Origin of the sequence: Pseudomethylobacillus aquaticus, assembly GCF_003730115.1 — a bacterium.
Taxonomy (GTDB): Bacteria; Pseudomonadota; Gammaproteobacteria; order Burkholderiales; family Methylophilaceae; genus Pseudomethylobacillus; species Pseudomethylobacillus aquaticus.
This window is the reverse complement of record NZ_RJVP01000002.1, coordinates 269,739-290,296: the sequence shown is the minus strand read 5'-3', so window position 1 is coordinate 290,296 and position 20,558 is coordinate 269,739. Positions and strand designations below refer to the sequence as shown.

The window sequence follows — 20,558 nt, the reverse complement described above, 5'->3', positions numbered from 1 at the left end:
GCGGCCGTATCAGTTTGATACGCGCTCATTAAAATCACTTACTGGCAGGACCCCATGCGGGTTCACGCACATTACTGCCCGATTCACTCAGGCGCTGCTTGACGCTACCGTCAGCAGAAACTGCTGCCAATGTGCCCCGACCACCCACATTGGTCGCATACAAGATGATGCGACTGTTGGGTGCAAAACTCGGCGATTCATCTTTCGCAGTGTCGCTCAGCACTCGAACCTGGCCGCTGGTCAGCTCCTGAACAGCGACTCGGAAGCGCCCCTCGACCAGCCCGATATAAGCAAGTAGTTTGCCATCTGGCGACACTCTGGGCGAAACATTATAACCGCCACTGAACGTAACGCGTTGTGGATTACCGCCTTGCGCAGGCACGCGATAGATCTGCGGGCTACCACCACGATCGGAAGTGAAGTAAATGGTCTGACCGTCCGGCGCCCATACCGGCTCGGTGTCGATGGTGCTGCTGCGCGTGATCGGCTGCAAACCTGTGCCATCTGCATTGATGGTATAGATCTGCGAATTGGCACTGTGACTGAGCACGATAGCCAGCCGTTTACCATCTGGCGACCAGGATGGTGCACTGTTGTTACCTTTGAAGTTGGCAAGCACATAGCGCTGACCCGAAGACAGCGACTGCACATAGATGATGGGCTTTTTCTTTTCAAAGGAAACATAGGCCAGCCTGGTACCGTCTGGCGACCAGGCCGGCGAGATGATAGGCTCCTTCGATGTCAGCATGGTTTGCGAATTGAAACCATCGGCATCCGCCACTTGCAGGGTGTAATGGCTGGCCGTGCGGGTGACGTAACTGATCTTGGTAGCAAACACGCCTTTTTCACCGGTCAGCTTTTCGTAGATGATGTCTGCGATGCGATGGGCGGTGATACGGTATTGCGCGGGGGTGAACTCAAACTCCATGCCCACCAGCTGATTCTGTTTCAGCACATCCATCAGATAGAACGACACCTTGAGGCGATTGCCCGGCAGCGTCTGTATATTGCCCACGGTCAGGGCCTGCGCCTGCAATGCTGACCATTCAGCGTAACGTACACCCGCAGCATCGCTGGGCTGATTGGCCACGCCACGTGTTTCCAGCACACGGAACAAACCGCTACGCCGCAAGTCGGCACCGATGATAGCCGCCATGTTGTCGCCTGGGCTGGGTGACTGGGCGAACGGGACGACCGCAATCGGAATCTGCTGGGCAGCGCCACCGACGATATCGATGGTCAGCTCGGCCCGCACCCCCACCGACAGACATAACAACAAAAAGAAAGAGAAGAGGCGAAACATGGAAAATGATTTGATCATAGTATTTTTAGGGCAGTTCAAGAATTAAAAGTTCCCCAGCGCAAAATGCACCAGCCTGCATACCAAGTCGCAGGCACCATTCTAACAAACTAGCTGCCGCCGTTAGGACTAAATTTCAATTTCAGGTTACGAAAATTGCTGAACAAGGTGGGGTCGTTCGGCACGGGTAAAGGGTCCGAAGCCCGAATGGCACGGTCCACCGCCTGATCGCACGCGGGGTTACCACTGCCCTTGAGCATCACCGGGTCACGACTCAGCTGCCCTGTTGGCAGGATGGCGATCTGGAATTCCAGCTCGGGCTGGCCTTCGCCACACAACTGTTTATTCACATTACCACGGATCTTTTCACGTATCCTGGCCACGTACTTATCCACTTCACCCGCATTCGCTGCGGACGTGGGCCCTGCCGGGGCCGCCTTGGCGGGCGCGGGCTGAGTGGCCCTGTCTTCTTCAGCGAACATCTTCTGCAACTCTTCCAGTTTGCGCTTTTCCTCTTCCCGCTGCTTGACGGCAGGGTCAGGCTTGGGCTTCTCCGGCTTGGGCTTTTCTTTTGGCTTCACTTCCGGCTTGGGTGGCTCAGGCTTGATCACGATCTCCGGTTCCGGCTCGGGGACTGGCGGTGGCGGCTCAGGCTTCACTTCCGGGACAGGCGGCACAGGCGCAGGCTCGGGCAGCGGCTTGGGGGCAGGGACTGGTTCCGGCAGGCTGTCCCACAGCTCCACCTGGGCCACGTTCATGGGCTGCACGTTCTTCCAGTTGAAGCTGAACACCAGCACCAGCAGCAACAGTGCATGCACCGCGATAGCCATGGCACCGGCGCGTGCCGCCAGCGCCTGTTCACGTTGACGTATCATCACGACCTCAGCCACCTGCCGGCTTCAACAGCAAGCCGACTTTTTCCACCTTGTTTTGCTTGAGCAGGTCCATCACACCGATCACATCGTCATACTTGACGTTCTTATCGCCCGCAATGACCACGGAACGCTGCGGATCCTTTTCCAGCGCAGTGCGGATGGCGAACAACAGCTCATCGCGCGGCATCTCCTTGCCGTCCAGCCACAGCGTTTTGTTGGCTTTGACGCTAAGCACCAGTGGCGGCGCACTCGGCTGCTTGAGGGCCTGACCCACCTGTGGCAGCTCCACCACACCGGGGTTGGTCAAGGGCGCGGTCACCATGAAGATGACCAGCAGTACCAGCATCACATCGATATATGGCACCACATTGATCTGGTTCATCATGCGGCGTTTGCGTTGGCTGCGCATGCTCAGGCCTTGCGGTGCAGGATGTTGGTGAATTCTTCGGTGAAGCTTTCGTAACGTATCGCCAGCCTGTCCACCGAGGAAGCGAAGCGGTTATAGGCGATCACCGCCGGGATGGCAGCGAACAGGCCGATCGCCGTGGCGATCAGCGCTTCCGCGATGCCAGGCGCCACCTGGGTCAGTGTCGCCTGCGCTACGTTGGAGAGGCCGAGGAACGCATTCATGATGCCCCACACCGTACCCAGCAAACCGATATAAGGGCTGACTGAACCCACCGATGCGAGGAAAGGCAGATGGGCATCCAGATGATCCATCTCGCGGTTATAAGCGGCGCGCATGGCACGGCGCACGCTTTCAGTGGTCACCGTGGCATCCAGGCCGCCCTGACGTTTCAAGCGGCTGAATTCGCGGTAGCCCGCTTCGAACAGGCTGGCCATGCCCTTGGGCGTGCGACGCCCCGCAGTCAATCCTTGATAAAGCTGATCCAGATCACTGGAATGCCAGAAAGTCTCTTCAAAATCCTCGGCTTCTTCAGAAGCCCGGCGCAACACGAACACCTTGATGAAGATGTACCACCAGGAAGCCAGCGAGATCAGCAACAGCAACAGCATCACCAGTTGCACCGGCACACTGGCGCCAGTGACCAGCGACACGATGGACATGTCGGCGGCAGGTTGTATGTCAGTCAAGTTCATGCAAGCTCCATTTGATTCAATATGAGTCGGATATTAGCGGGAATGCTGACGGGCTTGAAGTGCTGCGCATGCACGCACACCACCTCGACACGGGCCAGCGTCAGCAGCACATCGTCACGCACGATGCGCTGCTCGAACACTAGCAGGCTGCGCCCCACCTGCAGCAAGCGGGTATGCACGTTTACCAGATCGTTGAATACGGCCGGCAACTGAAAACGCATGTCCAGGTGCCGCACCACGAACAGCACATGCTGCCCGGTGCGTAACGCGGTCTGCTCAAAACCAAGCCGACGCAACCATTCGGTGCGCGCGCGCTCCATGTATTTCAAATAATTGGCATGGTAAACGACACCGCCGCCGTCCGTGTCTTCATAATAGACCCGCACCGGCCAGCTGAACGCATTCACTGTTGCCATAACTCTCCCGAGGCCAGGCTGTCCGGCAAGGCCAGACCAAAATGCTGATAGGCCAGCCGCGTGGCCACCCGGCCACGTGGGGTACGCATCAGATAGCCCTGCTGGATCAGGTAGGGCTCCAGCACATCCTCTATGGTGTCACGCTCCTCACCGATGGCCGCGGCCAGATTATCCAGCCCCACCGGACCACCACCGAACTTCTCCAGCACCGCTTCCAGCAGCTTGCGGTCCATCAGGTCGAAGCCCAGCTTGTCCACGTCCAGCATCTTCAGGGCAGCGTCCGCGATATCGGACGTGACCACGCCATCGGCCTTGACCTGTGCATAGTCACGCACACGGCGCAGCAGCCGGTTGGCGATACGCGGTGTGCCGCGCGAACGCCGCGCGATCTCCAAAGCACCGGCGTCCACCATGGGCACTTCCAGCAGACCTGCAGAACGATGCACGATCCGCGCCAACTCGTCTGCAGTGTAGAACTCCAGACGTGACACGATACCGAAACGGTCTCGCAAGGGGTTGGTGAGCATGCCGGCACGTGTGGTGGCGCCCACCAGCGTGAACGGCGGCAGATCCAGGCGCACCGAACGTGCGGCCGGGCCTTCGCCTATCATGATATCGAGCCGGTAGTCTTCCATGGCCGGGTAGAGGATCTCTTCCACCACCGGGCTCAAACGGTGGATCTCATCGATGAACAGCACATCGTTGGGCTCCAGATTGGTCAGCAAGGCGGCCAGATCACCGGCGCGCTCCAGCACCGGGCCTGAGGTCTGACGCAGATTGACGCCCATCTCTTTGGCAATGATGTGCGCCAGCGTGGTCTTGCCCAGACCGGGCGGGCCGAATAACAACACATGATCGAGCGGCTCGGAACGACCACGCGCCGCATGGATGAAGATCTCCAGCTGGCCACGCGCTTTTTCCTGGCCTATGTATTCGTCCAGCACCTTGGGACGCAAAGCGCGTTCCAGCGCCTCTTCCTGCTGGCTCAGCGGGTTGGCGGCGATCAGGCGGTCGGTTTCTATCATGGGCTCAGCGCTTGGTCAGCGATTTAAGGGCGAGGCGGATGCCATCCGCCAAGGTGACATCGGCGGGCAGCAACTTGACGGCCGCCAGCGCCTCGCGTTCCTGATAGCCCAGGCCGACCAAAGCGCTCAATACATCGCCTTCGGCGGATTGTGGTGCAGCAGGCATAATCAGACCGACTGTGAATTTATCCTTGAGTTCCAGCAACAGGCGCTCAGCGGTCTTTTTACCGACGCCGGGCACACGTGTCAGCATGGCGGTATCCTGCATGGCCACGGTCTGGATCAGCTCATCGACAGACAGGCCGCTCAGGATGGCAAGCGCCATTTTGGGACCTACGCCATTGACCTTGAGCAACTGGCGAAAGGTGGCACGCTCCCGTTCCGTACCAAAACCGTACAGCAATTGTGCATCTTCGCGCACGATGAACTGGGTCAGCAGCACCAGTTTTTCGCCGACCGCAGGCAATGCATAGAAGGTGCTCATGGAGACTTCGCATTCGTAGCCCACGCCGTGCACATCCAGCAGCACATGGGGCGGGGTCTTTTCCAGCAGGATGCCACTGAGACGACCGATCACGGCACGCACCTCATCACCGGACTGAACAGGCGTTTCATCATTGATGTTTCAGCGCGGAACATGGCCAAGGACAGAAGTGACTTCATACCAGACGCCCGCCGCGCACACGAAAACCAGCGGTAGCCAGCTTGCCCATGCCTTGCCCGCCGTGCGCATGACAGATGGCACAGGCCAGCGCATCAGCCGAGTCGGCCTGGGGTGCGGCGGGCAGATTGAGCAGACGTTTGACCATTTCCTGTACTTGCTCCTTGGCAGCGTGGCCATTGCCGACCACCGCTTGTTTGACTTGCAATGCAGTATATTCTGCCACAGTCAGGTCATTTAGCACGGCCGCACAAATGGCGGCACCGCGCGCCTGACCCAGCAGCAAGGTGGATTGCGGATTGACGTTGACGAAGACTTTTTCGACCGCCACCTGCTCAGGCTGATGCAACTGGATGATCTGCTGCAGGCCTGCTAGGATGATCTTGAGGCGGGCCGGCAGATCTTCGGTGTCCTCACCCTTGGCCGCTGCCGTCTTGATGACGCCACTGGTCACATAACGCAGTTGTTCGCCGACCTTTTCGATGACACCAAACCCGGTGCAACGCAGGCCAGGGTCTATGCCGAGGATACGCATCATGTTGCCGACAGGGTGTCAGCCGCGGACTGCATTCAGCCCTCGATGACGGCGGTAGTGTAAACGTCCTGTACGTCGTCGAGATCGTCCAGCGCGTCCAGCAACTTCTGCATCTTGACGGCATCGTCACCGGTGAACACGGTCTCGTTGCCCGGCTTCATGGTCACTTCTGCAAACACCGCCTTGAAGCCGGCCTGCTCCAGCGCCTCTTTGACAGCGCTGAAATCAGCCGGGGCGGTCAGCACTTCCACGCTGCCGTCATCGTCGGTGATCACGTCCTGCGCACCGGCTTCCAGCGCTGCCTCCAGTACCGCGTCTTCGCTGGTGCCTGGCTCGAACACCAGGCTGCCACAATGCGTGAACAGGAAGGCAACCGAACCATCGGTACCCAGATTGCCACCGTATTTGGTCAGCGCATGGCGCACATCGGCGACGGCACGCTGCTTGTTGTCGGTGAGGCAGTCGATGATGATGGCGGCACCGTTGATGCCATAGCCTTCATAGCGGATCTCTTCGTAACTCACGCCTTCCAGCTCACCGGTACCCCGCTTGATGGCACGCGTGATGTTGTCGGCCGGCATGTTTTCTTCTTTGGCTTCAGCCACCGCAGCGCGCAGGCGCGGGTTGAAATTGATATCACCGCCGCCCAGGCGGGCCGCCACGGTGATTTCCTTGATCAGCTTGGTAAATATCTTGCCGCGCTTGGCATCCTGACGGCCTTTGCGGTGCTGGATATTGGCCCATTTGGAATGACCTGCCATGTGTAGAACCCTTCAATTCGTAACTGCCCGGATTCTACCATAGCGCTTGAAGCAGATAAGCCCGACCGGGTTCAATCCTGCCCCATGGCAGGCTCCACTGCCTTGTGCAGGCGCATGGTCTGCACTGAGATGATCACCAGCGCCACACCGATCAACAGCATGCCGAACGCTACACTGGGGACTGGTACCTCACCCAGTTGCAGCCAGGCGGCCAGCACGCCGATCACCGGCGCCAGCATGGAGGCCATGCTGGCCACACCGGCTTCCAGACGCTGCAAGGCATACAGCCACAGCAGCCAGGCCAGCGCATTGCACAGCACCGCATTGAAGGCTACGGCGCCGATGAAGCCCGCAGTCCACTGGATAGGGGGTGCGGGGATCAGCAGCGCCACCGCCACCAGCGGCAGTGAGCCGAACAGCATCTGCCAGGCCGTCAGTGACAGCAGATCCAGATCGGGCGCGCGTTTGTGCAACTTCTTGGCAACGATCACCGACAAGCCCCAGAACGCGCCGCCCAGCGTGGCCAGCATCATGCTGAACATGTCGGCGCCCAGATGCAGCGGATCCAGGATGAACAACAGGCCGGTCAACGCGGAGATCACCGCCAGCCATTGCCAGGCACCACGCACCTTCTCACCCAGCAGAGGCCAAGCCAGCAGCAGCACCCAGATGGGCATGGTATAAGTGAGCACGGCAGTCTTGCCTGCGCCGCCTTCCACCAGCGCCCAGATGATGAGGCCGGTGAAGCCGCAGGTCTGCAGGATACCCAGCACGATCAGGGTAGGCACTTCGCGCGGACGCAGCGGCCTGCGTAACACCAGCAGCAGGGCCATCAGGCACAAGGCACCGATAAAGGTGCGCAAGGCGCCGAACTGGAATGCACCGGCATACTGCAATGCGCCTTTCATCACCACCCAGTTGTAGCCCCACAACAGGGTCAACAACAACAGTGCAGCAAAGGCACGCACGGTCTCTGACTTCCAGGCCATCTATTGCTGACTTTCTGCTCGGTGCTTACGTCCCAATTGGCGACAACTTCCCGCTCAGTTCCAGATATGAGTGAAGATCTTCCAGCCACCTTCGGGCTGCTTGCGGTACAGCAGGTGCAGATTGCCGCTGAACTGCTGACGCTGACCTTGTGCGTCCACCGCTGCGGCGCTCCACAGACCACGCTGGAACGCGAACTGCTCATCGCCGCCCGCTTCGATCAGCTCGATCTTGTGGTCGACGATGCCCTGCGCCAGGGTATTGGTCCAGAATTCCAGTATGGATTTTCCGCAGCTCACTTGCGCAGCACCTGCCGGCAGCACGGTCGCTTCGTCGTCATAGAACGACGCTACCAGCGTGGCCTGCTGGCTGTTGAACGCGGCATCCCACTGGGCATTCATCTCGCTGAACTGGGCTTGCAGTTCGACATTACCGTTATCGATCTTCATGATGCTCTCCTTTGAATCAAACAAATAAAATAATTAGCCAGCTAACCATTGAGGCAATAAAGCGGTGTTTTCAGGACATGGCGCAAACGCTGGCCAACAACAACGCCTAACGCGTGAATGCGTCCACATTGCTGGCGATATGCCCCAGCATGGCTTGCAACTGGGCGCGTTGCGCTTCATCCAGGCCCGCCATGCACAGACGCAATCGGGAGTAATAATCCGGCATCACCTGATCCAGCCTGGCCTGGCCACTGGCGGTAAGGCGTATCGACACACGCCTGCGGTCTTGTGCGTCGAAGATGCGCTCCACCAGCCCATCGCGTTCCAGCCCGTCCAGCAGACCGGTCATGGTGGCGCGTGTGACACCGGCCTTGTCTGCCAGTGTAGACGGCATCGATGACAGGCTCTCTTCACGCATCAGCAGGATCAACACCCACCAACGGCCTTGCAACAAGCCATGGCGCTGCAGGCATTCGTCCAGCGCGCTGGAAAGGTCGGTCGCCACACGCAACAGATGCAGAAAGCTGGAGATGGCGCTGATGTCAGCTTCCGGGTAGCGCTGCGCGAATTTCTGCAGGGTTTCCGGCGTAGGAAGGTCACGTAATTGCAACATAGTTAGCCACATTATAGTTAGGAAGCTAACAATGTCAAGCTTTGCTTTAGCCCATGGAAATTAAGGTGTATATTTTTGTTTAAAACAACAACGACATTGAGGAGGCCATCATGAAAACCGTCCATCAACTGCTGGAAACCAAAGGCAATGCGGTTTACTCGGTGTCAGGCCAGGCCACGGTCTATGAAGCACTGGTGATCCTGGCTGAAAAGCACATCGGGGCCATCACCGTGGTCGATGACGGCAAACTGGTCGGCATCCTGTCGGAACGCGACTATGCGCGTGAAGTGATCGTCAAAGGTAAATCTTCGAAGACCACGCGCGTGGAAGAGATCATGTCCACACAGCTGGTCACGGTGACCTCCCACCAGACCGTGGAAGAATGCATGAACCTGATGTCGGAGCGTCGCATCCGCCATCTGCCCGTAGTGGATGACGGCAAGCTGGTCGGCATCCTGTCCATAGGCGATCTGGTCAAGGAGACCATCGCCTACCAGCAGTTTCTGATCAAGCAACTGGAAAGCTACATCCAGGGTTAGATCCGCGGTTTGAGCCCGTCTCATGGCGGATAGGCTCAAACCACAACATGGTCACAGCGACTATTCGCCGATGATCTTCACCAGCACGCGCTTTTTACGGCGGCCATCGAACTCACCGTAGAAGATCTGTTCCCAAGGGCCAAAATCCAGACGCCCCTCGGTGATCGCCACCACCACTTCACGCCCCATCACCTGACGCTTCATGTGCGCATCGGCATTGTCTTCGCCGGTGTCATTGTGGCGGTAACTGTTGATGGGCTCATGCGGTGCCAGTTTTTCCAGCCACTGGGTGTAGTCATGATGCAGGCCGCGCTCGTCATCATTGATGAACACGCTGGCGGTGATATGCATGGCGTTCACCAGCACAAACCCTTCACGCACACCACTTTCACGCAAGCATTCCTGCACCTGTCCGGTGATGTTGATGAAGGCCACGCGCGTGGGCGGATTGAACCAGAGTTCCTTGCGATAACTTTTCATGGTCATCTCCGCTCAATCACCGCCACGCAGGCGGTCCAGCTTCTTGTCCGTGTTGTATTCGCTGAGTGCATACACGGACCAGATCGCCGCCGGGATCCAGCCGATCAGCGTGACTTGCAGGATCAGACAAATGATGCCAGCGATAGGACGGCCAATGGTGAAGAACTGCAGCCAGGGCAGGAAAATTGCCAATAACAAACGCATGTCACATCTCCAATCTACAGTAAGCTGATCTCGATTCTACACAGCACGCCTGACCAGTACCAGCCATGCCAGGTCGTCACTGCCAGCACATCGTGCGATAATTCATACACCACTTATCAGGAATCACCATGACCGCCTCCGTCACTGTATCCACACTAGAACTGATCAGTCTGGTCTTGTTTGTCATTGCCCTGCTGCACACCTTCGGCGCCAAATCGTTCGAGATCCTTGCGCACCGCTACCCTGCCCACGGTGGCATCTTCCATCTGCTAGGCGAGGTGGAAGTGGTGTTCGGCTTCTGGGCCATGGTGCTGATCGTCATGATGGCGGTGGTCGGTAGCGGGGCAGACGCGATCACGTACGCCGAATCCCGGCATTATACCGAGCCCTTGTTCGTATTCGTGGTGATGGTGGTAGCCGCCTCGCGCCCGGTGCTGGAATTCGTGCGCAGCGCCATGGCCATCACCGCCAATATCGTGCCCATCCCCACTACTACCGCACTGGTGTGGCTGGGGCTTGCGGCCGTGCCTTTGCTGGGCTCGCTGATCACTGAGCCTGCTGCCATGACCCTGGCAGCGCTGATGCTGGCACCGCAGATCTTCTGTCGCGGCGTGCCGGAATGGCTCAAATATGGCGCACTGGGAGTCCTGTTCGTCAATGTCTCCATAGGCGGCACGCTGACCTCATTCGCCGCACCGCCGGTGCTGATGGTGGCAGCCACCTGGCAATGGGACAGCGCCTTCATGGCGGCCAATTTCGGCTGGAAAGCGGCGATCGCGGTGCTGATCAACGCCACGGTGGTGACTTTTTTATTGCGCAAACACATACAGGCCGCCAAGGATGTGAGCAAGGACAAGGCCGTGCCCTGGCTGGTAAGTGGCGTGCATCTGCTGTTTCTGGCCGGCGTCGTGATGTTTGCGCATCACCCGGTGATCTTCATGGGCCTGTTCATGTTCTTCATCGGCTACACACAAGCCTACAAGCGCTATCAGAACCCCCTCATCCTCAAGGAGGGCCTGCTGGTCGGCTTCTTCCTGGCCGGGCTGGTGGTGCTGGGTGGCATGCAGCAGTGGTGGTTGCAACCCATCGTCAGCAGCCTGGAACCGCTGGCACTGTTCTTTGGCGCGCTGGGCTTGACCGCCATCACCGACAATGCCGCGCTGACCTATCTGGGTTCGCTGATCGTGGGGATTTCGGATGAAGCCAAGTACATGCTGGTGGCGGGTGCGGTCGCAGGTGGCGGGTTGACCGTGATCGCCAATGCCCCCAACCCGGCCGGGGTGGCCCTGCTGAAAGCAGGCTTCAATGACAATTCCATCGGTGCGCTGGGCTTGCTGCTGGGGGCCTTGCTGCCCACACTGGTGGCGGGGCTGCTATTCCTGCTGTGACCCGGCAGGCGGCTTGAACACATAGAACAGATTGGGTTCGCTGACGATATACACGCTGCGGTCCGTGCCTATGGTGATACCCTCGGCCTGTGGCACATTGCGGTGCAGACCGTGAAAGCCTGCCCACAGCGCCAGCATGCTGACCGGTTGCATGGCGGTGTCAAATTCTACGGCCAGCTTTGATTCGTCACTGAGTAGCACGAAATGGCCGTTATCGTCTGCGGTCACCGAGGACAGGTCACGCAAGCCGATCAGGGCGTCAACCGGGGCCTGCAGGTTCTTGATGCGCATCACATGGGCGCGCTCCAGCAAGCCTTCGACGGACAGCAAACGCAGGGGGTCACGCTCCTTCACCACCAGCAGGCGCTGCCCTGCGTCGTCCCAGGACACGCCTTCCAGACCTTTGTTGACGCTGCGTTTTTCGAAATCCAGCGAGATCTCGCGGCCCGCGCTTACGTCGATCTCGCGCGTGTCCTGGTCGATCTCCACCTCGAACAATCGCTGGCCGTTCTCGTCACCGAGCACGTACAAATTAGCCGATACATGTGTGATGCCTTCCATGTCCTTCACGCCATGTACCAGCATCTTGCGCAACACCTTGCCATCCAGTGACAACTCCGCCACCACCGGCTCGCGGTTCAACACTGTGAACAAGGTGTCGGTATGGCGGTTGTGGGTCAAGCCGGAAACATCATCCGCCAGACCTTCGATCCTGGCGCCTTCGATGACCACCTGGTAATGCTGCAGCTGCAAGGCATCCGCAGGCGCTTCTGCCGTGTACGTGTGCCAGCCATACCAGAGCAAGGCCTCCAGACGCCAGTAATAGACAGCGGCTGGCAGTGCCAGTACCAAGGAAATGATCAGGAATGGTGTTATGCGCATGGCCTTGCACTTGCTCGTATAGATGGTCGTGTGTGAAGCAATCAGGATGCCAGAAATCATCAGACCCGCTCACCTTAGCGGTGAGCGGGTCTGTAGAGCAACCATAACCTTAGAACCAGTCGCGGCTGACCTTGCGGGTTTCACCGGTTTTGGCGTCGATGTCCACATCCCACTCGACACCGGCCGCATCGACGATCTCGAACTCATAATCCCAGCCTTTGGGCCATTTGCGATCCTCCAGTTCGACTTCGATCACAGTACCTGGCTTGGCGACCAGGGCTTTTTCTGTCGCTTGCTCGACACTGATCAGGCCAGCCGCCTCGATGATGCGCTGCATCTTGGCTGGGTCGTCATCGGCATGGGCAAGGCCCAGACTGGCAGTCGCCAGCAAGCCTGCCAGCAGCATGGATCGCACCGGCTTGAAGTCGGCCTTGAGCATGGTGTTCATACGGGTCATGATGTACTCCTTTGAATGTGGTGGTAAGCACACTCTAGGCAGTCAAACTTAATTCAGCATGAATTATGGCGAAGGGCGCTCATGGCCAGCGAAGATGCGTGTCTCGCCATGGCGCAACAGCAAGAACGCCTCATCTGCCACACCCAGCCTGGCCCTGGCAGCGGGCAGGTCGCCCATCACCTGATCCAGAGGCTCATCAGAAAGCTCGAAGGTGCCCCAGTGCACACCGATGGACTGGCGAGCTTTCACATCACGATGGATCTGCACCGCCTCTTCTGGATTCACATGCTGATTCTTGATGAACCAGCGCGGTTCGTACACCCCCACCGGGATGGTGGCCAGATCGAAGCCGCCGAAGCGGCTACCGATGTCCGCAAAATCAGCGGAATAGCCAGTGTCGCCGGAATAATAGAAACTGAAGTTCGGCGCTTGCGCCACCCAGCCGCCCCACAGCACCCGGTTGCGGTCACCAAGGCCGCGTGCCGACCAGTGCTGTGCAGGCACGAAGGTCAGCTTCACGTCGTTCAGCTCGGTCTGTTGCCACCAATCCAGCTCCAGGCTGTTCGCCAGACCCTGCGCCTTCATCCAGCTTTGCATGCCCAGCGGCACCAGGAACAAAGGCGAACCTCCAGGCTGCTTGCTGAGCGCTTTCAGCGTGGGCAGATCCAGATGGTCATAGTGATTATGGGAGATGACCACCACCTCGATATGCGGCAACTCACTGAGCGGAAACGGTAGCGGCGTCTTGCGTTTGGGCCCTAGCCAGGAAAAAGGCGAGGCGCGCTCCGAAAAGATCGGATCGGTGAGCAGATTGATGCCGCCCATTTGCACCAGCCCACTGGCATGCCCGATCCAGGTATAGGTGGTTTGTGTACGATTGCTGCGCAGGAACGCCGTGTCGGTCTTCACCAGCGGAAAGTGATAACCCTGCACGAACTGCGACGGAGCGGCTGGTTTGCCCTTGCTTTCACGGTACCAGCGCACGATGTCGGAAAACGGCACGTTGATGGGAGGCAGGTAGTTATTACTGAACCCATCGACACGGTGATGCGCTTTGTTGGCGTCGTAATGCGGATTGAGGTGGGTGCAGGCACTGCAGGCCAAAAACAGCAACAGAACGAAACAGGATGGCGGTCGAATTGGCATGACTGCAGTATAGCCCAGCTGGTTTGCACACAAAACATGTGCCCACAAAAGAGACCGTTGTCAGGGCCTGCTGTAAAGCCCTGCTGAAATGACAAAAGGAGGCTTACGCCCCCTTTTGTCACGATCTTTGCAAGCTTGACCGTAACGCTGTTTCTTGCTTACAACTTTAGCGGTTGCGCTATTGCTTGTTTGCAAGCTTGGCGGTTGCGCTATTGCTTGTTCGCAAGCTCAATGGTTGCGCTGTCGCTTGTTTGCAAGCTTAACGGTTGCGCTATCGCTTGTTTGCAAGCTTAACGGTTGCGCTATTTTTTGTTTGCAACCTTAACGGTTGCAAACGTACATCGTCACTTCAAAGCCAAAACGCATTTCGGTAGCAGCTGGGGTGGTCCACATGATGATTCTCCTAAACAAGATTGGAAAGTTTTTCAGCACCGCGCTCTACAGACTGGTGCAAGTGCGTGGTGTGAGTGCATTATGGCAACTTCGTCTTGGCGCCACACGCCCGCATTCATGAATCCCCCATGCGGATTTCCATGAACACAGGCTGGTTTACACGCTGAGTCTATACAAACAGCCCGGATACAAACCGCATGCCCTCCAACACCACCACCCCCTGCATCCAGTGGACTGAAACCACCCCCGACGGCGCATCCCGGCTGCGCAAGGCACGCTGGTATTCAGATAAATCCGCGCCCGGACCCAAACGCGTGATGGCGGTCGATGACCGCCTCAGTGCCGATGAGGCATTCCGGCTGGCCAGCAGCGGCACCGCGCTACTCTGGCAAGGCGATTATCACAATGCGCGCCAGCTGCTACAAGCCATGGCCAGACGCATGGACAGCCGTGCAAGCAAACGCAAGGCCATCCACCATGACAACCCTGCAGAGGCCTTCCACCAGCACCGTCAATCGCAGGCACAACGCGCCAACACCTTGGGGATGCTGCTGATCCCGCTGCAGCAGGATTACCACATCCCCTTGCGACGTGCCCCCGATGTGCAGGCCGCCTGCGAGGCAGCGTGGGGCCCCTATCAAACGAGTCACCAAACGGCCAGCCACAATCAGGCCAGCAGTGAAGATCAAACTAGCCATGAAGAGCAGACAAACTGCGAGGCGGTCCTGCCCGGCGCCGTGTCCCTGCGCGCCCTGCAGGGCGTGACAGGCGCTTATGAATGGTACCGGCAGGGCGTGGAGGTGACGGCCTTGAACGGCAGGATCCACCCGCGCTATGGGGTGTTCTCCCCCGTGCGTGGTGAGTATGTGGCCCTGCTTGCAGAAGCCGCGCTGCCCGCCGCCTTGCAGCAGCACAGTCTGGCGTTCGACATCGGCACCGGCACCGGCGTGCTGGCGGCCATGCTGGCCAAGCGTGGCATCAGCAAGGTGATCGCCACCGATCAGGACCCTCGCGCGCTGGCCTGCGCGGCCGACAACCTGCAACGTTTGCAGTACACACAGCAGGTGCAGTTGCTGGCAACCGACATGTTCCCGGACGGACAGGCGGCACTCATCGTGTGTAATCCGCCCTGGATCCCGGCACGCCCCAGCGCACCGGTGGAATACGCCATCTACGACCCGGACAGTCGCATGCTGCGCAGTTTTCTTGCCGGGCTGGCAGCGCACCTGCTGCCTGGCGGTGAAGGCTGGTTGATCCTGTCCGACATCGCCGAGCATCTGGGCCTGCGTGATCGCGCTCAACTGCTGGACTGGATAGATACGGCTGGCTTGCAGGTGATGCAACGGCTGGATACCCGGCCTCAGCACCCCAAAAGCCAGGATCATGATGATCCGCTGCATCAGGCACGCAGTCGCGAGCTCACCTCGTTGTGGAAGCTGGCACTAAAATAAACTTGGCAATGTCACAAGCCGGTAATGCCTGAATTTACAGGTCAAAGATGACAACACGCGGAGAGCACATGCCTGAAGATAGCGCTGACCATACACTCACAACGATGCTTGCCGCCTTGCTTCTCGCCTTCAGCCTGGTGTGCAGCGCCCATGCTGCCGCGGAACCCAAGCCCGAGGCGGTATACAAACTGAAAGGCTCCATCGTCAAGATCCATACCGTGACGCGTGACGGCGGCCAGGGTGTGGGGTCCGGCGTAGTAGTCGCGGAGAACCATGTGGCCACCAATTGCCATGTGCTGGGCAGTGCCAGCGGCATCAATATCGCGGCCTCCGGCGAGACGCATAGCCCGGTGGCCATCAAGGAAGACTGGCGCCATGACATCTGCATCCTGCGTTTCAAATACCTGCCATTCAAGCCAGTACCGCTGGGCGACAGCGCGCACCTAGAGTACGAACAGGGCATCTTCTCGATCGGCTTTCCAGGCGGACCACCCAAGCCGCAAACCACCTTCGGCAACATCAAGGCCATATATCCGCTGGACGATGGGCACATCCTGCGCGTCTCCACCTCCTTTGTGCTGGGTGCCAGCGGCAGCCCGGTGTTCAACGAACAGGGCGAGCTGATCGGCCTCAGCACCTTCAAAAGTCCGGGGCGCAACAGCTATTTTTACGCCGTGGGCGTCAACTGGCTCAAAACCTTGCTGGCGAGTGATCAAGAACAACTCAAGGTCAGCGACGGCACACGCCCCTTCTGGGATGCGCCACCGGCAGATCGGCCGTTCCTGATGCAGGTGGTGATCCCCATGCAGAACAAAGACTGGAAAAGCGTACAGCAGATCGCTGCCGCCTGGGTGCAAGCCGAGCCATTGAATGCCGAAGCCCACTATTACCGGGCCTTGGCACTGCAACAGCAGGGCGAACCCAGCCTGGCCAAACCGGCTTATGCCACGGCCCTGCAATACAACGCCAAACACGCCAGCAGCATCGCGGCGCTGGCCAGCCTGGCCCGACAGGAAGGGGATACTGGTGGATACGCCAGTCTGATGACCAGACTGGAATCACTGGATGCTGACTTGGCGGAAAGCGTGCGTTCCCAGCCACAATGAGTCAACGCTAGCGCAATCGCTATAGATTCAGGCTGGCCTGCGCCGCAACCGTCACCACGGGCGGCAAGGCCAGACAGCGCACTGCATCCCCACAACGGAGGGTGCCGCCTTGCACGATGCGCGCATTCAGCCCGCCATGACCACGCATGGCGTTGTAGCCGCCTGACCCCAGCACTTCTTCCATATGGGAACATGGCTCGCATGGGCCGGTGATCTCCAGCACGGCCTGCCCGATCTGCAGCCGCAAGGGCTGGTCTTGGAACAAGCTGCGTGCTGCCAGCAGATTCAAACCGGATACCAGCAGATTGCGTCGCAGCAGCCTGGGGTCCACCTCGGCCTGGCCCAGAAATGCCGCGATCAGCACAGGCCTGCGCCGTTCTGGACGCAGCAGGATCAACTCCAACCGCCCCGGGTGCGGGAAACGGCTGGTCAACGCGCGTAGATCTGTTGTTTGTTGCATCTGGCCTGCTGCACCGGGTTTGCGATATCAAACTGCATCTGCCATGGCCTGGTGAAAGGTCACCAGATTGCCATCCGGATCCAGAATAGCGAATTCCAGAGTGCTCCAGGGTGTTTCGGCCAGAGGGGCATGCGGGTGCACGATGCCTGCGTTTACACAGCGCGCATACAGCGCTTCGATGCCATCCACGCGGATGCGGCAGCCGGTAGCTTCGGCGATACGTTTATCTGCGCAGGCCCAGAAATGCAGCTGCACCGCGCCCTGCTCCACGATGCCATAGCTGCCTTGCTGCAGATACACCTGCGCGAAGCCAAGCTGCTCAACGAAAAAGGCGACGGAGCGCGCGATATCCAACGAAGCCAGCACCGGTGTGGCACTTACAAAAGCTGTGGTAGTGGTCATGTTCGCCGCGCTAACTTGGCAGGCTTACTTGCCAGCGATCTTGCAGCCGGTATAACGCAAGGCGCCATCGCTCAGGCTGCCAGCCTCCGGGCTGGTGTTGAGCACGGCGATGCCGTTGCTGTACAGATCGGTACCGGTACGCTCCAGACGCAGCTCACGATCCGGCAGGATCAGCCAGACCGCATTGCTTTCCTTGTCCAGCTTGCGCACGTAGAAGCGCTTGAACTGCTCGCATTGATAGGTGATGGAATTGGCAGGCGCGACCGGGTCCGGATCGATGCGCTCTTCCTTGAACGGATTCAGTGATTTGACGGTACCGCAAGCGCTCAGCAGTAAAGCGGCAACTAGGGAGATACTGATGGAATTAAGCAGCATGGGATCTCGCAATCTAAACTCGGAATCGACACAAAAGGACAGGGCGCCCGCAAGCGCCCTGTAGTCTATCAGTTTCTAACTGCCTGGTTACACATCCAGTTGTGGACGTGCAGGATCCGGCCAGTCCACGTGGAAGAACTTGCCACGCGGCTGATCCACACGCTCAAAGGTGTGCGCACCGAAGTAGTCACGCTGGCCTTGCAACAGGTTGGCTGGCAACACCGCGCTGCGATAACCATCGTAGTACGCCAGTGCCGCACTGAAGCCTTGTGCCGGGATGCCGTTGGTGACCGCCAGCGCGATCACTTTACGCCAGCCTTCCTGACCTTCGTTCATGGCCTGGGTGAAGTACGGGTCCAGCATCAGGTTCTTCAGGCGCGAGTTCAAGGCATAAGCGTCGGTGATCTTCTGCAGGAAGCGTGCGCGGATGATGCAGCCGCCGCGCCAGATCTGGGCGATCTCGCCGAAATTCAGCTTCCAGTTGTACTGCACCTGCGCCTTGTCCATGAGCTGGAAGCCCTGTGCGTAGGCACAGATCTTGGAGCAATACAGTGCGTTCTTGATCGCTTCGATGATGGCCTGCTTGTCGGATTCGGTCTTGATGACCGGGCCCTTGAGGATCTTGCTGGCTTCGACGCGCTCTTCCTTCACGCTGGACAGTGCACGTGCGTACACAGCCGCGGCGATCGCGTTGGCGGGTGCACCCAGCTCCAGCGCATTGGCAGCGGTCCACTGACCAGTGCCCTTCTGGCCTGCGGTATCGAGGATCTTGTCGACCAGGAAGCCTGGGCCGACCGGGTCCTTCTGTTGCAGGATGTCACCGGTGATCTCGATCAGGAAGCTGGATAGTTCGCCCTGGTTCCACTCTTCGAACACCTTGCCGATCTCGTCGGCTTCCATGCCCAGCAGATTCTTCATGAGCCAGTAGGCTTCACAGATCAGCTGCATGTCGATGTATTCGATGCCGTTGTGCACCATCTTGACGTAGTGGCCGGCACCGTCAGGACCGATGTATTCGGTGCAGGAGAAGCCACCTTCGATCGGCTTGCCTGGGGCAGCGCCTTCCAGCGGTTCACCGGTCACGGCATCCACCTTGGCGGCGATGTCACGCCAGATGGGTTCCAGCGACGCCCAGGCCATGCGGGTACCACTTGGCATCAGCGATGGGCCGAAACGTGCGCCGGTCTCGCCACCGGAGACGCCGGAGCCGATGAACTCGATGCCCTTGGCGCGCAGCTCTTTCTCGCGGCGTATGGTGTCGGTCCACAGGGAGTTGCCACCGTCGATGATGATGTCGCCCTGTTCCAGGAACGGCACCAGCGCGTTGATGGTGACATCGGTCGCGCTACCGGCTTTGACCAGCAGCACGATCTTGCGTGGACGCTTGATACTGAGTACGAAGGACGCCAGATCCTCGAACGGCAGCAGACGCGCATGGGATGGTTCGCTTTGTTTGGCTTCTTCGATGAATTTACGGGTCTTGCCTGGATCGCGGTTAAACACAGCGATGTTGTAACCATGATCCGCGATGTTCAGTGCGAGGTTCTGGCCCATGACGGCCAGACCTACCAAGCCGATATCGGCGTTGTCAGTTTTCATAGGACTCTCAAATGTTGGGAATAAACGATATTGGTGAAGAACAGCACTATTATACTAGCGATGAAACATGATAAAAATGTGTTTTGTGTCATTTATTTAACAGCTTAGACTCCTTCATGAAATCCACTGATTTTGTAGCTGACTCACTGCGTCGCGCTGTCGATGCCGCACTGGCGGACGACTGGGATCTGGCTCACCAGATCGCCCAGGATTCCAGCCACCCCCTGGCGAATTGGCTGCACGCCGTGTTGCACAAGATCGAAGGTGATGCATGGAACAGTCGCTATTGGTACTCCAGAACCGACAAAAAGTTCGAGGATTTTGACGATCATCGTGCCGAGTTGATGGCCATCGCAGTTGAATTGAGCAAACTGAACCGCCAAGCACCCACTACTCCGCTTTAAGCCGCCAGCGGTTTGAGCCATAATGGATTCCTGACTTTTGCCATAGCAGAACCTTCCATGCCATCGCTTTATTTCAACCGTGAGGAACGTGTACAGGACGTGGTCGTGGCCTACCTGAATCCGGAAGCCTCCACACGTTATTCACTGACCCACGGTGCCCGCTACCTGCCGTTCAGCGAGGCTGAAAAAGCCGCGCTGCGCGAAGACCGTGCCTGGGCACTGGCGCGCTTGTGCATAGACAAGGTGATGCGCCTGCCTGACACGCACTATCAAACCCAAAGGCAGGGCTGAAAGCGGGTTCACTAGCAGCAGGCGCAGACGGGACAAGCTGCCGGGGAAACCAAGCCACCAAGCAAAATAAGGTGCCGAGGAAAACAAGGCCTCAAGAAAAATAAGATGCTAAAAAATAAGGTGTTAGTGCGCCTGATCTATAGCGGCAGCGTCACACCAGGTCAATGACGACTCATCGGCTTGTTCGCACAAGCTTACTGCCTGATTCACTGCACTAACCCGTTCAGTTTAGCGCCTCACCCGGTTTACCGCTATCAT

The 20,558-nt window shown here is 58.6% G+C and carries 28 protein-coding genes; 6 read left to right on the top strand and 22 right to left on the bottom strand.

Features of this window, described 5'->3' with window-relative positions:
- Window positions 1–34: 34 nt before the first annotated feature.
- From tolB to ED236_RS04995, 12 genes are all read right to left on the bottom strand, one after another.
- Complete coding sequence (gene tolB, locus ED236_RS05050) at window positions 35–1,303, bottom strand: Tol-Pal system beta propeller repeat protein TolB (protein ID WP_123237128.1); 1,269 nt, start codon at window positions 1,301–1,303, stop codon at window positions 35–37.
- Between the two features lie 107 nt (window positions 1,304–1,410).
- Complete coding sequence (locus tag ED236_RS05045; protein WP_123237127.1) at window positions 1,411–2,175, bottom strand: energy transducer TonB; 765 nt, start codon at window positions 2,173–2,175, stop codon at window positions 1,411–1,413.
- Window positions 2,176–2,182: 7 nt separating this feature from the next.
- Window positions 2,183–2,584: a protein TolR gene (tolR, locus tag ED236_RS05040; protein WP_123236858.1), complete on the bottom strand. Its 402-nt coding sequence runs from the start codon at window positions 2,582–2,584 to the stop codon at window positions 2,183–2,185.
- A gap of 2 nt (window positions 2,585–2,586) precedes the next feature.
- Complete coding sequence (gene tolQ, locus ED236_RS05035) at window positions 2,587–3,261, bottom strand: protein TolQ (protein WP_123237126.1); 675 nt, start codon at window positions 3,259–3,261, stop codon at window positions 2,587–2,589.
- 11 nt (window positions 3,262–3,272) lie between these two features.
- A complete protein-coding gene (gene ybgC, locus ED236_RS05030) occupies window positions 3,273–3,692 on the bottom strand; it encodes a tol-pal system-associated acyl-CoA thioesterase (protein ID WP_148042252.1) in 420 nt (139 codons plus the stop codon).
- Entirely contained in the window at window positions 3,680–4,717 is a 1,038-nt protein-coding gene (gene ruvB / locus ED236_RS05025) for a Holliday junction branch migration DNA helicase RuvB (RefSeq protein WP_123236856.1), read from the bottom strand. Before ruvB ends, ybgC begins: the two co-directional genes overlap by 13 nt.
- A 4-nt stretch (window positions 4,718–4,721) precedes the next feature.
- Complete coding sequence (gene ruvA, locus ED236_RS05020; protein WP_123237125.1) at window positions 4,722–5,294, bottom strand: Holliday junction branch migration protein RuvA; 573 nt, start codon at window positions 5,292–5,294, stop codon at window positions 4,722–4,724.
- 82 nt (window positions 5,295–5,376) lie between these two features.
- Entirely contained in the window at window positions 5,377–5,913 is a 537-nt protein-coding gene (ruvC, locus tag ED236_RS05015) for a crossover junction endodeoxyribonuclease RuvC (RefSeq protein ID WP_123237124.1), read from the bottom strand.
- A 35-nt stretch (window positions 5,914–5,948) separates the two neighbouring features.
- Window positions 5,949–6,674, bottom strand: coding sequence for a YebC/PmpR family DNA-binding transcriptional regulator (locus ED236_RS05010; protein WP_123236855.1), 726 nt, complete (start codon window positions 6,672–6,674; stop codon window positions 5,949–5,951).
- Window positions 6,675–6,745: 71 nt separating this feature from the next.
- A complete protein-coding gene (locus tag ED236_RS05005; protein ID WP_123236854.1) occupies window positions 6,746–7,663 on the bottom strand; it encodes a DMT family transporter in 918 nt (305 codons plus the stop codon).
- Between the two features lie 54 nt (window positions 7,664–7,717).
- Entirely contained in the window at window positions 7,718–8,110 is a 393-nt protein-coding gene (locus ED236_RS05000) for a YybH family protein (RefSeq protein WP_123236853.1), read from the bottom strand.
- A gap of 106 nt (window positions 8,111–8,216) precedes the next feature.
- Window positions 8,217–8,723: a MarR family winged helix-turn-helix transcriptional regulator gene (locus ED236_RS04995; protein WP_123236852.1), complete on the bottom strand. Its 507-nt coding sequence runs from the start codon at window positions 8,721–8,723 to the stop codon at window positions 8,217–8,219.
- 110 nt (window positions 8,724–8,833) lie between these two features.
- Between ED236_RS04995 and ED236_RS04990 the strand changes: the two genes are divergently transcribed.
- A complete protein-coding gene (locus tag ED236_RS04990) occupies window positions 8,834–9,262 on the top strand; it encodes a CBS domain-containing protein (RefSeq protein ID WP_123236851.1) in 429 nt (142 codons plus the stop codon).
- Window positions 9,263–9,322: 60 nt separating this feature from the next.
- Here the strand turns inward: ED236_RS04990 and ED236_RS04985 are convergent, their stop codons facing one another.
- Together ED236_RS04985 and ED236_RS04980 are read right to left on the bottom strand one after the other, a co-directional pair.
- Window positions 9,323–9,742: a secondary thiamine-phosphate synthase enzyme YjbQ gene (locus ED236_RS04985; protein ID WP_123237123.1), complete on the bottom strand. Its 420-nt coding sequence runs from the start codon at window positions 9,740–9,742 to the stop codon at window positions 9,323–9,325.
- A gap of 12 nt (window positions 9,743–9,754) precedes the next feature.
- Complete coding sequence (locus tag ED236_RS04980; RefSeq protein ID WP_123236850.1) at window positions 9,755–9,946, bottom strand: YqaE/Pmp3 family membrane protein; 192 nt, start codon at window positions 9,944–9,946, stop codon at window positions 9,755–9,757.
- Window positions 9,947–10,074: 128 nt separating this feature from the next.
- On the opposite strand from ED236_RS04980, the gene ED236_RS04975 reads away from it, so the two are divergent.
- Window positions 10,075–11,334, top strand: coding sequence for a putative Na+/H+ antiporter (locus ED236_RS04975; protein WP_123236849.1), 1,260 nt, complete (start codon window positions 10,075–10,077; stop codon window positions 11,332–11,334).
- Here ED236_RS04975 and ED236_RS04970 read toward each other — a convergent pair.
- The 4 genes from ED236_RS04970 to pqqA form a co-directional block, all read right to left on the bottom strand.
- Window positions 11,320–12,216, bottom strand: coding sequence for an SdiA-regulated domain-containing protein (locus tag ED236_RS04970; RefSeq protein WP_123237122.1), 897 nt, complete (start codon window positions 12,214–12,216; stop codon window positions 11,320–11,322). The two genes, ED236_RS04975 and ED236_RS04970, sit on opposite strands and share 15 nt — an antisense overlap.
- A gap of 109 nt (window positions 12,217–12,325) precedes the next feature.
- The gene (locus tag ED236_RS04965; RefSeq protein ID WP_240032039.1) at window positions 12,326–12,673 is read right to left on the bottom strand and encodes a PepSY domain-containing protein; all 348 of its coding nucleotides are present in this window, start codon (window positions 12,671–12,673) and stop codon (window positions 12,326–12,328) included.
- 63 nt (window positions 12,674–12,736) lie between these two features.
- Complete coding sequence (locus ED236_RS04960; protein WP_205125641.1) at window positions 12,737–13,786, bottom strand: MBL fold metallo-hydrolase; 1,050 nt, start codon at window positions 13,784–13,786, stop codon at window positions 12,737–12,739.
- Window positions 13,787–14,140: 354 nt separating this feature from the next.
- A complete protein-coding gene (pqqA, locus tag ED236_RS04955) occupies window positions 14,141–14,212 on the bottom strand; it encodes a pyrroloquinoline quinone precursor peptide PqqA (RefSeq protein ID WP_123236554.1) in 72 nt (23 codons plus the stop codon).
- Window positions 14,213–14,409: 197 nt separating this feature from the next.
- Between pqqA and ED236_RS04950 the strand changes: the two genes are divergently transcribed.
- Both ED236_RS04950 and ED236_RS04945 read left to right on the top strand, forming a co-directional pair.
- Window positions 14,410–15,663: a methyltransferase gene (locus ED236_RS04950; protein WP_123236848.1), complete on the top strand. Its 1,254-nt coding sequence runs from the start codon at window positions 14,410–14,412 to the stop codon at window positions 15,661–15,663.
- A 68-nt stretch (window positions 15,664–15,731) separates the two neighbouring features.
- Window positions 15,732–16,769, top strand: a complete 1,038-nt coding sequence (locus ED236_RS04945; RefSeq protein WP_240032038.1) for a S1 family peptidase — start codon at window positions 15,732–15,734, stop codon at window positions 16,767–16,769.
- Window positions 16,770–16,788: 19 nt separating this feature from the next.
- Here the strand turns inward: ED236_RS04945 and ED236_RS04940 are convergent, their stop codons facing one another.
- The 4 genes from ED236_RS04940 to gndA form a co-directional block, all read right to left on the bottom strand.
- Complete coding sequence (locus ED236_RS04940) at window positions 16,789–17,229, bottom strand: MOSC domain-containing protein (protein WP_123236846.1); 441 nt, start codon at window positions 17,227–17,229, stop codon at window positions 16,789–16,791.
- A 27-nt stretch (window positions 17,230–17,256) separates the two neighbouring features.
- Window positions 17,257–17,631, bottom strand: coding sequence for a bleomycin resistance protein (locus ED236_RS04935; RefSeq protein ID WP_123236845.1), 375 nt, complete (start codon window positions 17,629–17,631; stop codon window positions 17,257–17,259).
- 24 nt (window positions 17,632–17,655) lie between these two features.
- Window positions 17,656–18,006, bottom strand: a complete 351-nt coding sequence (locus ED236_RS04930; protein ID WP_123236844.1) for a hypothetical protein — start codon at window positions 18,004–18,006, stop codon at window positions 17,656–17,658.
- Window positions 18,007–18,093: 87 nt separating this feature from the next.
- The gene (gndA, locus tag ED236_RS04925; RefSeq protein WP_123236843.1) at window positions 18,094–19,605 is read right to left on the bottom strand and encodes an NADP-dependent phosphogluconate dehydrogenase; all 1,512 of its coding nucleotides are present in this window, start codon (window positions 19,603–19,605) and stop codon (window positions 18,094–18,096) included.
- A gap of 116 nt (window positions 19,606–19,721) precedes the next feature.
- Here gndA and ED236_RS04920 point away from each other — a divergent pair, with 116 nt between their 5' ends.
- Window positions 19,722–20,009, top strand: coding sequence for a hypothetical protein (locus ED236_RS04920; RefSeq protein ID WP_123236842.1), 288 nt, complete (start codon window positions 19,722–19,724; stop codon window positions 20,007–20,009).
- A 57-nt stretch (window positions 20,010–20,066) separates the two neighbouring features.
- On the top strand, window positions 20,067–20,300 hold the full coding sequence (locus ED236_RS04915; protein ID WP_123236841.1) for a hypothetical protein: 234 nt from the start codon (window positions 20,067–20,069) through the stop codon (window positions 20,298–20,300).
- Window positions 20,301–20,558: the final 258 nt, after the last annotated feature.

Excerpts from the sequence above, each read along its gene's own strand:
- ED236_RS04945 (WP_240032038.1), top strand. The coding sequence starts at position 15,732 with ATGCCTGAAGATAGCGCTGACCATACACTCACAACGATGCTTGCCGCC.
- ED236_RS04915 (WP_123236841.1), top strand. The coding sequence starts at position 20,067 with ATGCCATCGCTTTATTTCAACCGTGAGGAACGTGTACAGGACGTGGTC.
- ED236_RS04920 (WP_123236842.1), top strand. The coding sequence starts at position 19,722 with ATGAAATCCACTGATTTTGTAGCTGACTCACTGCGTCGCGCTGTCGAT.
- ED236_RS05000 (WP_123236853.1), bottom strand. The coding sequence starts at position 8,110 with ATGAAGATCGATAACGGTAATGTCGAACTGCAAGCCCAGTTCAGCGAG.
- tolR (WP_123236858.1), bottom strand. The coding sequence starts at position 2,584 with ATGCGCAGCCAACGCAAACGCCGCATGATGAACCAGATCAATGTGGTG.
- tolB (WP_123237128.1), bottom strand. The coding sequence starts at position 1,303 with ATGTTTCGCCTCTTCTCTTTCTTTTTGTTGTTATGTCTGTCGGTGGGG.
- ED236_RS04970 (WP_123237122.1), bottom strand. The coding sequence starts at position 12,216 with ATGCGCATAACACCATTCCTGATCATTTCCTTGGTACTGGCACTGCCA.
- gndA (WP_123236843.1), bottom strand. The coding sequence starts at position 19,605 with ATGAAAACTGACAACGCCGATATCGGCTTGGTAGGTCTGGCCGTCATG.
- ED236_RS04935 (WP_123236845.1), bottom strand. The coding sequence starts at position 17,631 with ATGACCACTACCACAGCTTTTGTAAGTGCCACACCGGTGCTGGCTTCG.
- ruvB (WP_123236856.1), bottom strand. The coding sequence starts at position 4,717 with ATGATAGAAACCGACCGCCTGATCGCCGCCAACCCGCTGAGCCAGCAG.
- ED236_RS05010 (WP_123236855.1), bottom strand. The coding sequence starts at position 6,674 with ATGGCAGGTCATTCCAAATGGGCCAATATCCAGCACCGCAAAGGCCGT.
- ED236_RS04975 (WP_123236849.1), top strand. The coding sequence starts at position 10,075 with ATGACCGCCTCCGTCACTGTATCCACACTAGAACTGATCAGTCTGGTC.
- ruvC (WP_123237124.1), bottom strand. The coding sequence starts at position 5,913 with ATGCGTATCCTCGGCATAGACCCTGGCCTGCGTTGCACCGGGTTTGGT.
- ED236_RS04930 (WP_123236844.1), bottom strand. The coding sequence starts at position 18,006 with ATGCTGCTTAATTCCATCAGTATCTCCCTAGTTGCCGCTTTACTGCTG.
- ED236_RS04990 (WP_123236851.1), top strand. The coding sequence starts at position 8,834 with ATGAAAACCGTCCATCAACTGCTGGAAACCAAAGGCAATGCGGTTTAC.
- ED236_RS04985 (WP_123237123.1), bottom strand. The coding sequence starts at position 9,742 with ATGAAAAGTTATCGCAAGGAACTCTGGTTCAATCCGCCCACGCGCGTG.
- ED236_RS04940 (WP_123236846.1), bottom strand. The coding sequence starts at position 17,229 with ATGCAACAAACAACAGATCTACGCGCGTTGACCAGCCGTTTCCCGCAC.
- ED236_RS04995 (WP_123236852.1), bottom strand. The coding sequence starts at position 8,723 with ATGTTGCAATTACGTGACCTTCCTACGCCGGAAACCCTGCAGAAATTC.
- ED236_RS04965 (WP_240032039.1), bottom strand. The coding sequence starts at position 12,673 with ATGACCCGTATGAACACCATGCTCAAGGCCGACTTCAAGCCGGTGCGA.
- ybgC (WP_148042252.1), bottom strand. The coding sequence starts at position 3,692 with ATGGCAACAGTGAATGCGTTCAGCTGGCCGGTGCGGGTCTATTATGAA.
- ED236_RS05045 (WP_123237127.1), bottom strand. The coding sequence starts at position 2,175 with ATGATACGTCAACGTGAACAGGCGCTGGCGGCACGCGCCGGTGCCATG.
- ED236_RS04980 (WP_123236850.1), bottom strand. The coding sequence starts at position 9,946 with ATGCGTTTGTTATTGGCAATTTTCCTGCCCTGGCTGCAGTTCTTCACC.
- ED236_RS04950 (WP_123236848.1), top strand. The coding sequence starts at position 14,410 with ATGCCCTCCAACACCACCACCCCCTGCATCCAGTGGACTGAAACCACC.
- ED236_RS05005 (WP_123236854.1), bottom strand. The coding sequence starts at position 7,663 with ATGGCCTGGAAGTCAGAGACCGTGCGTGCCTTTGCTGCACTGTTGTTG.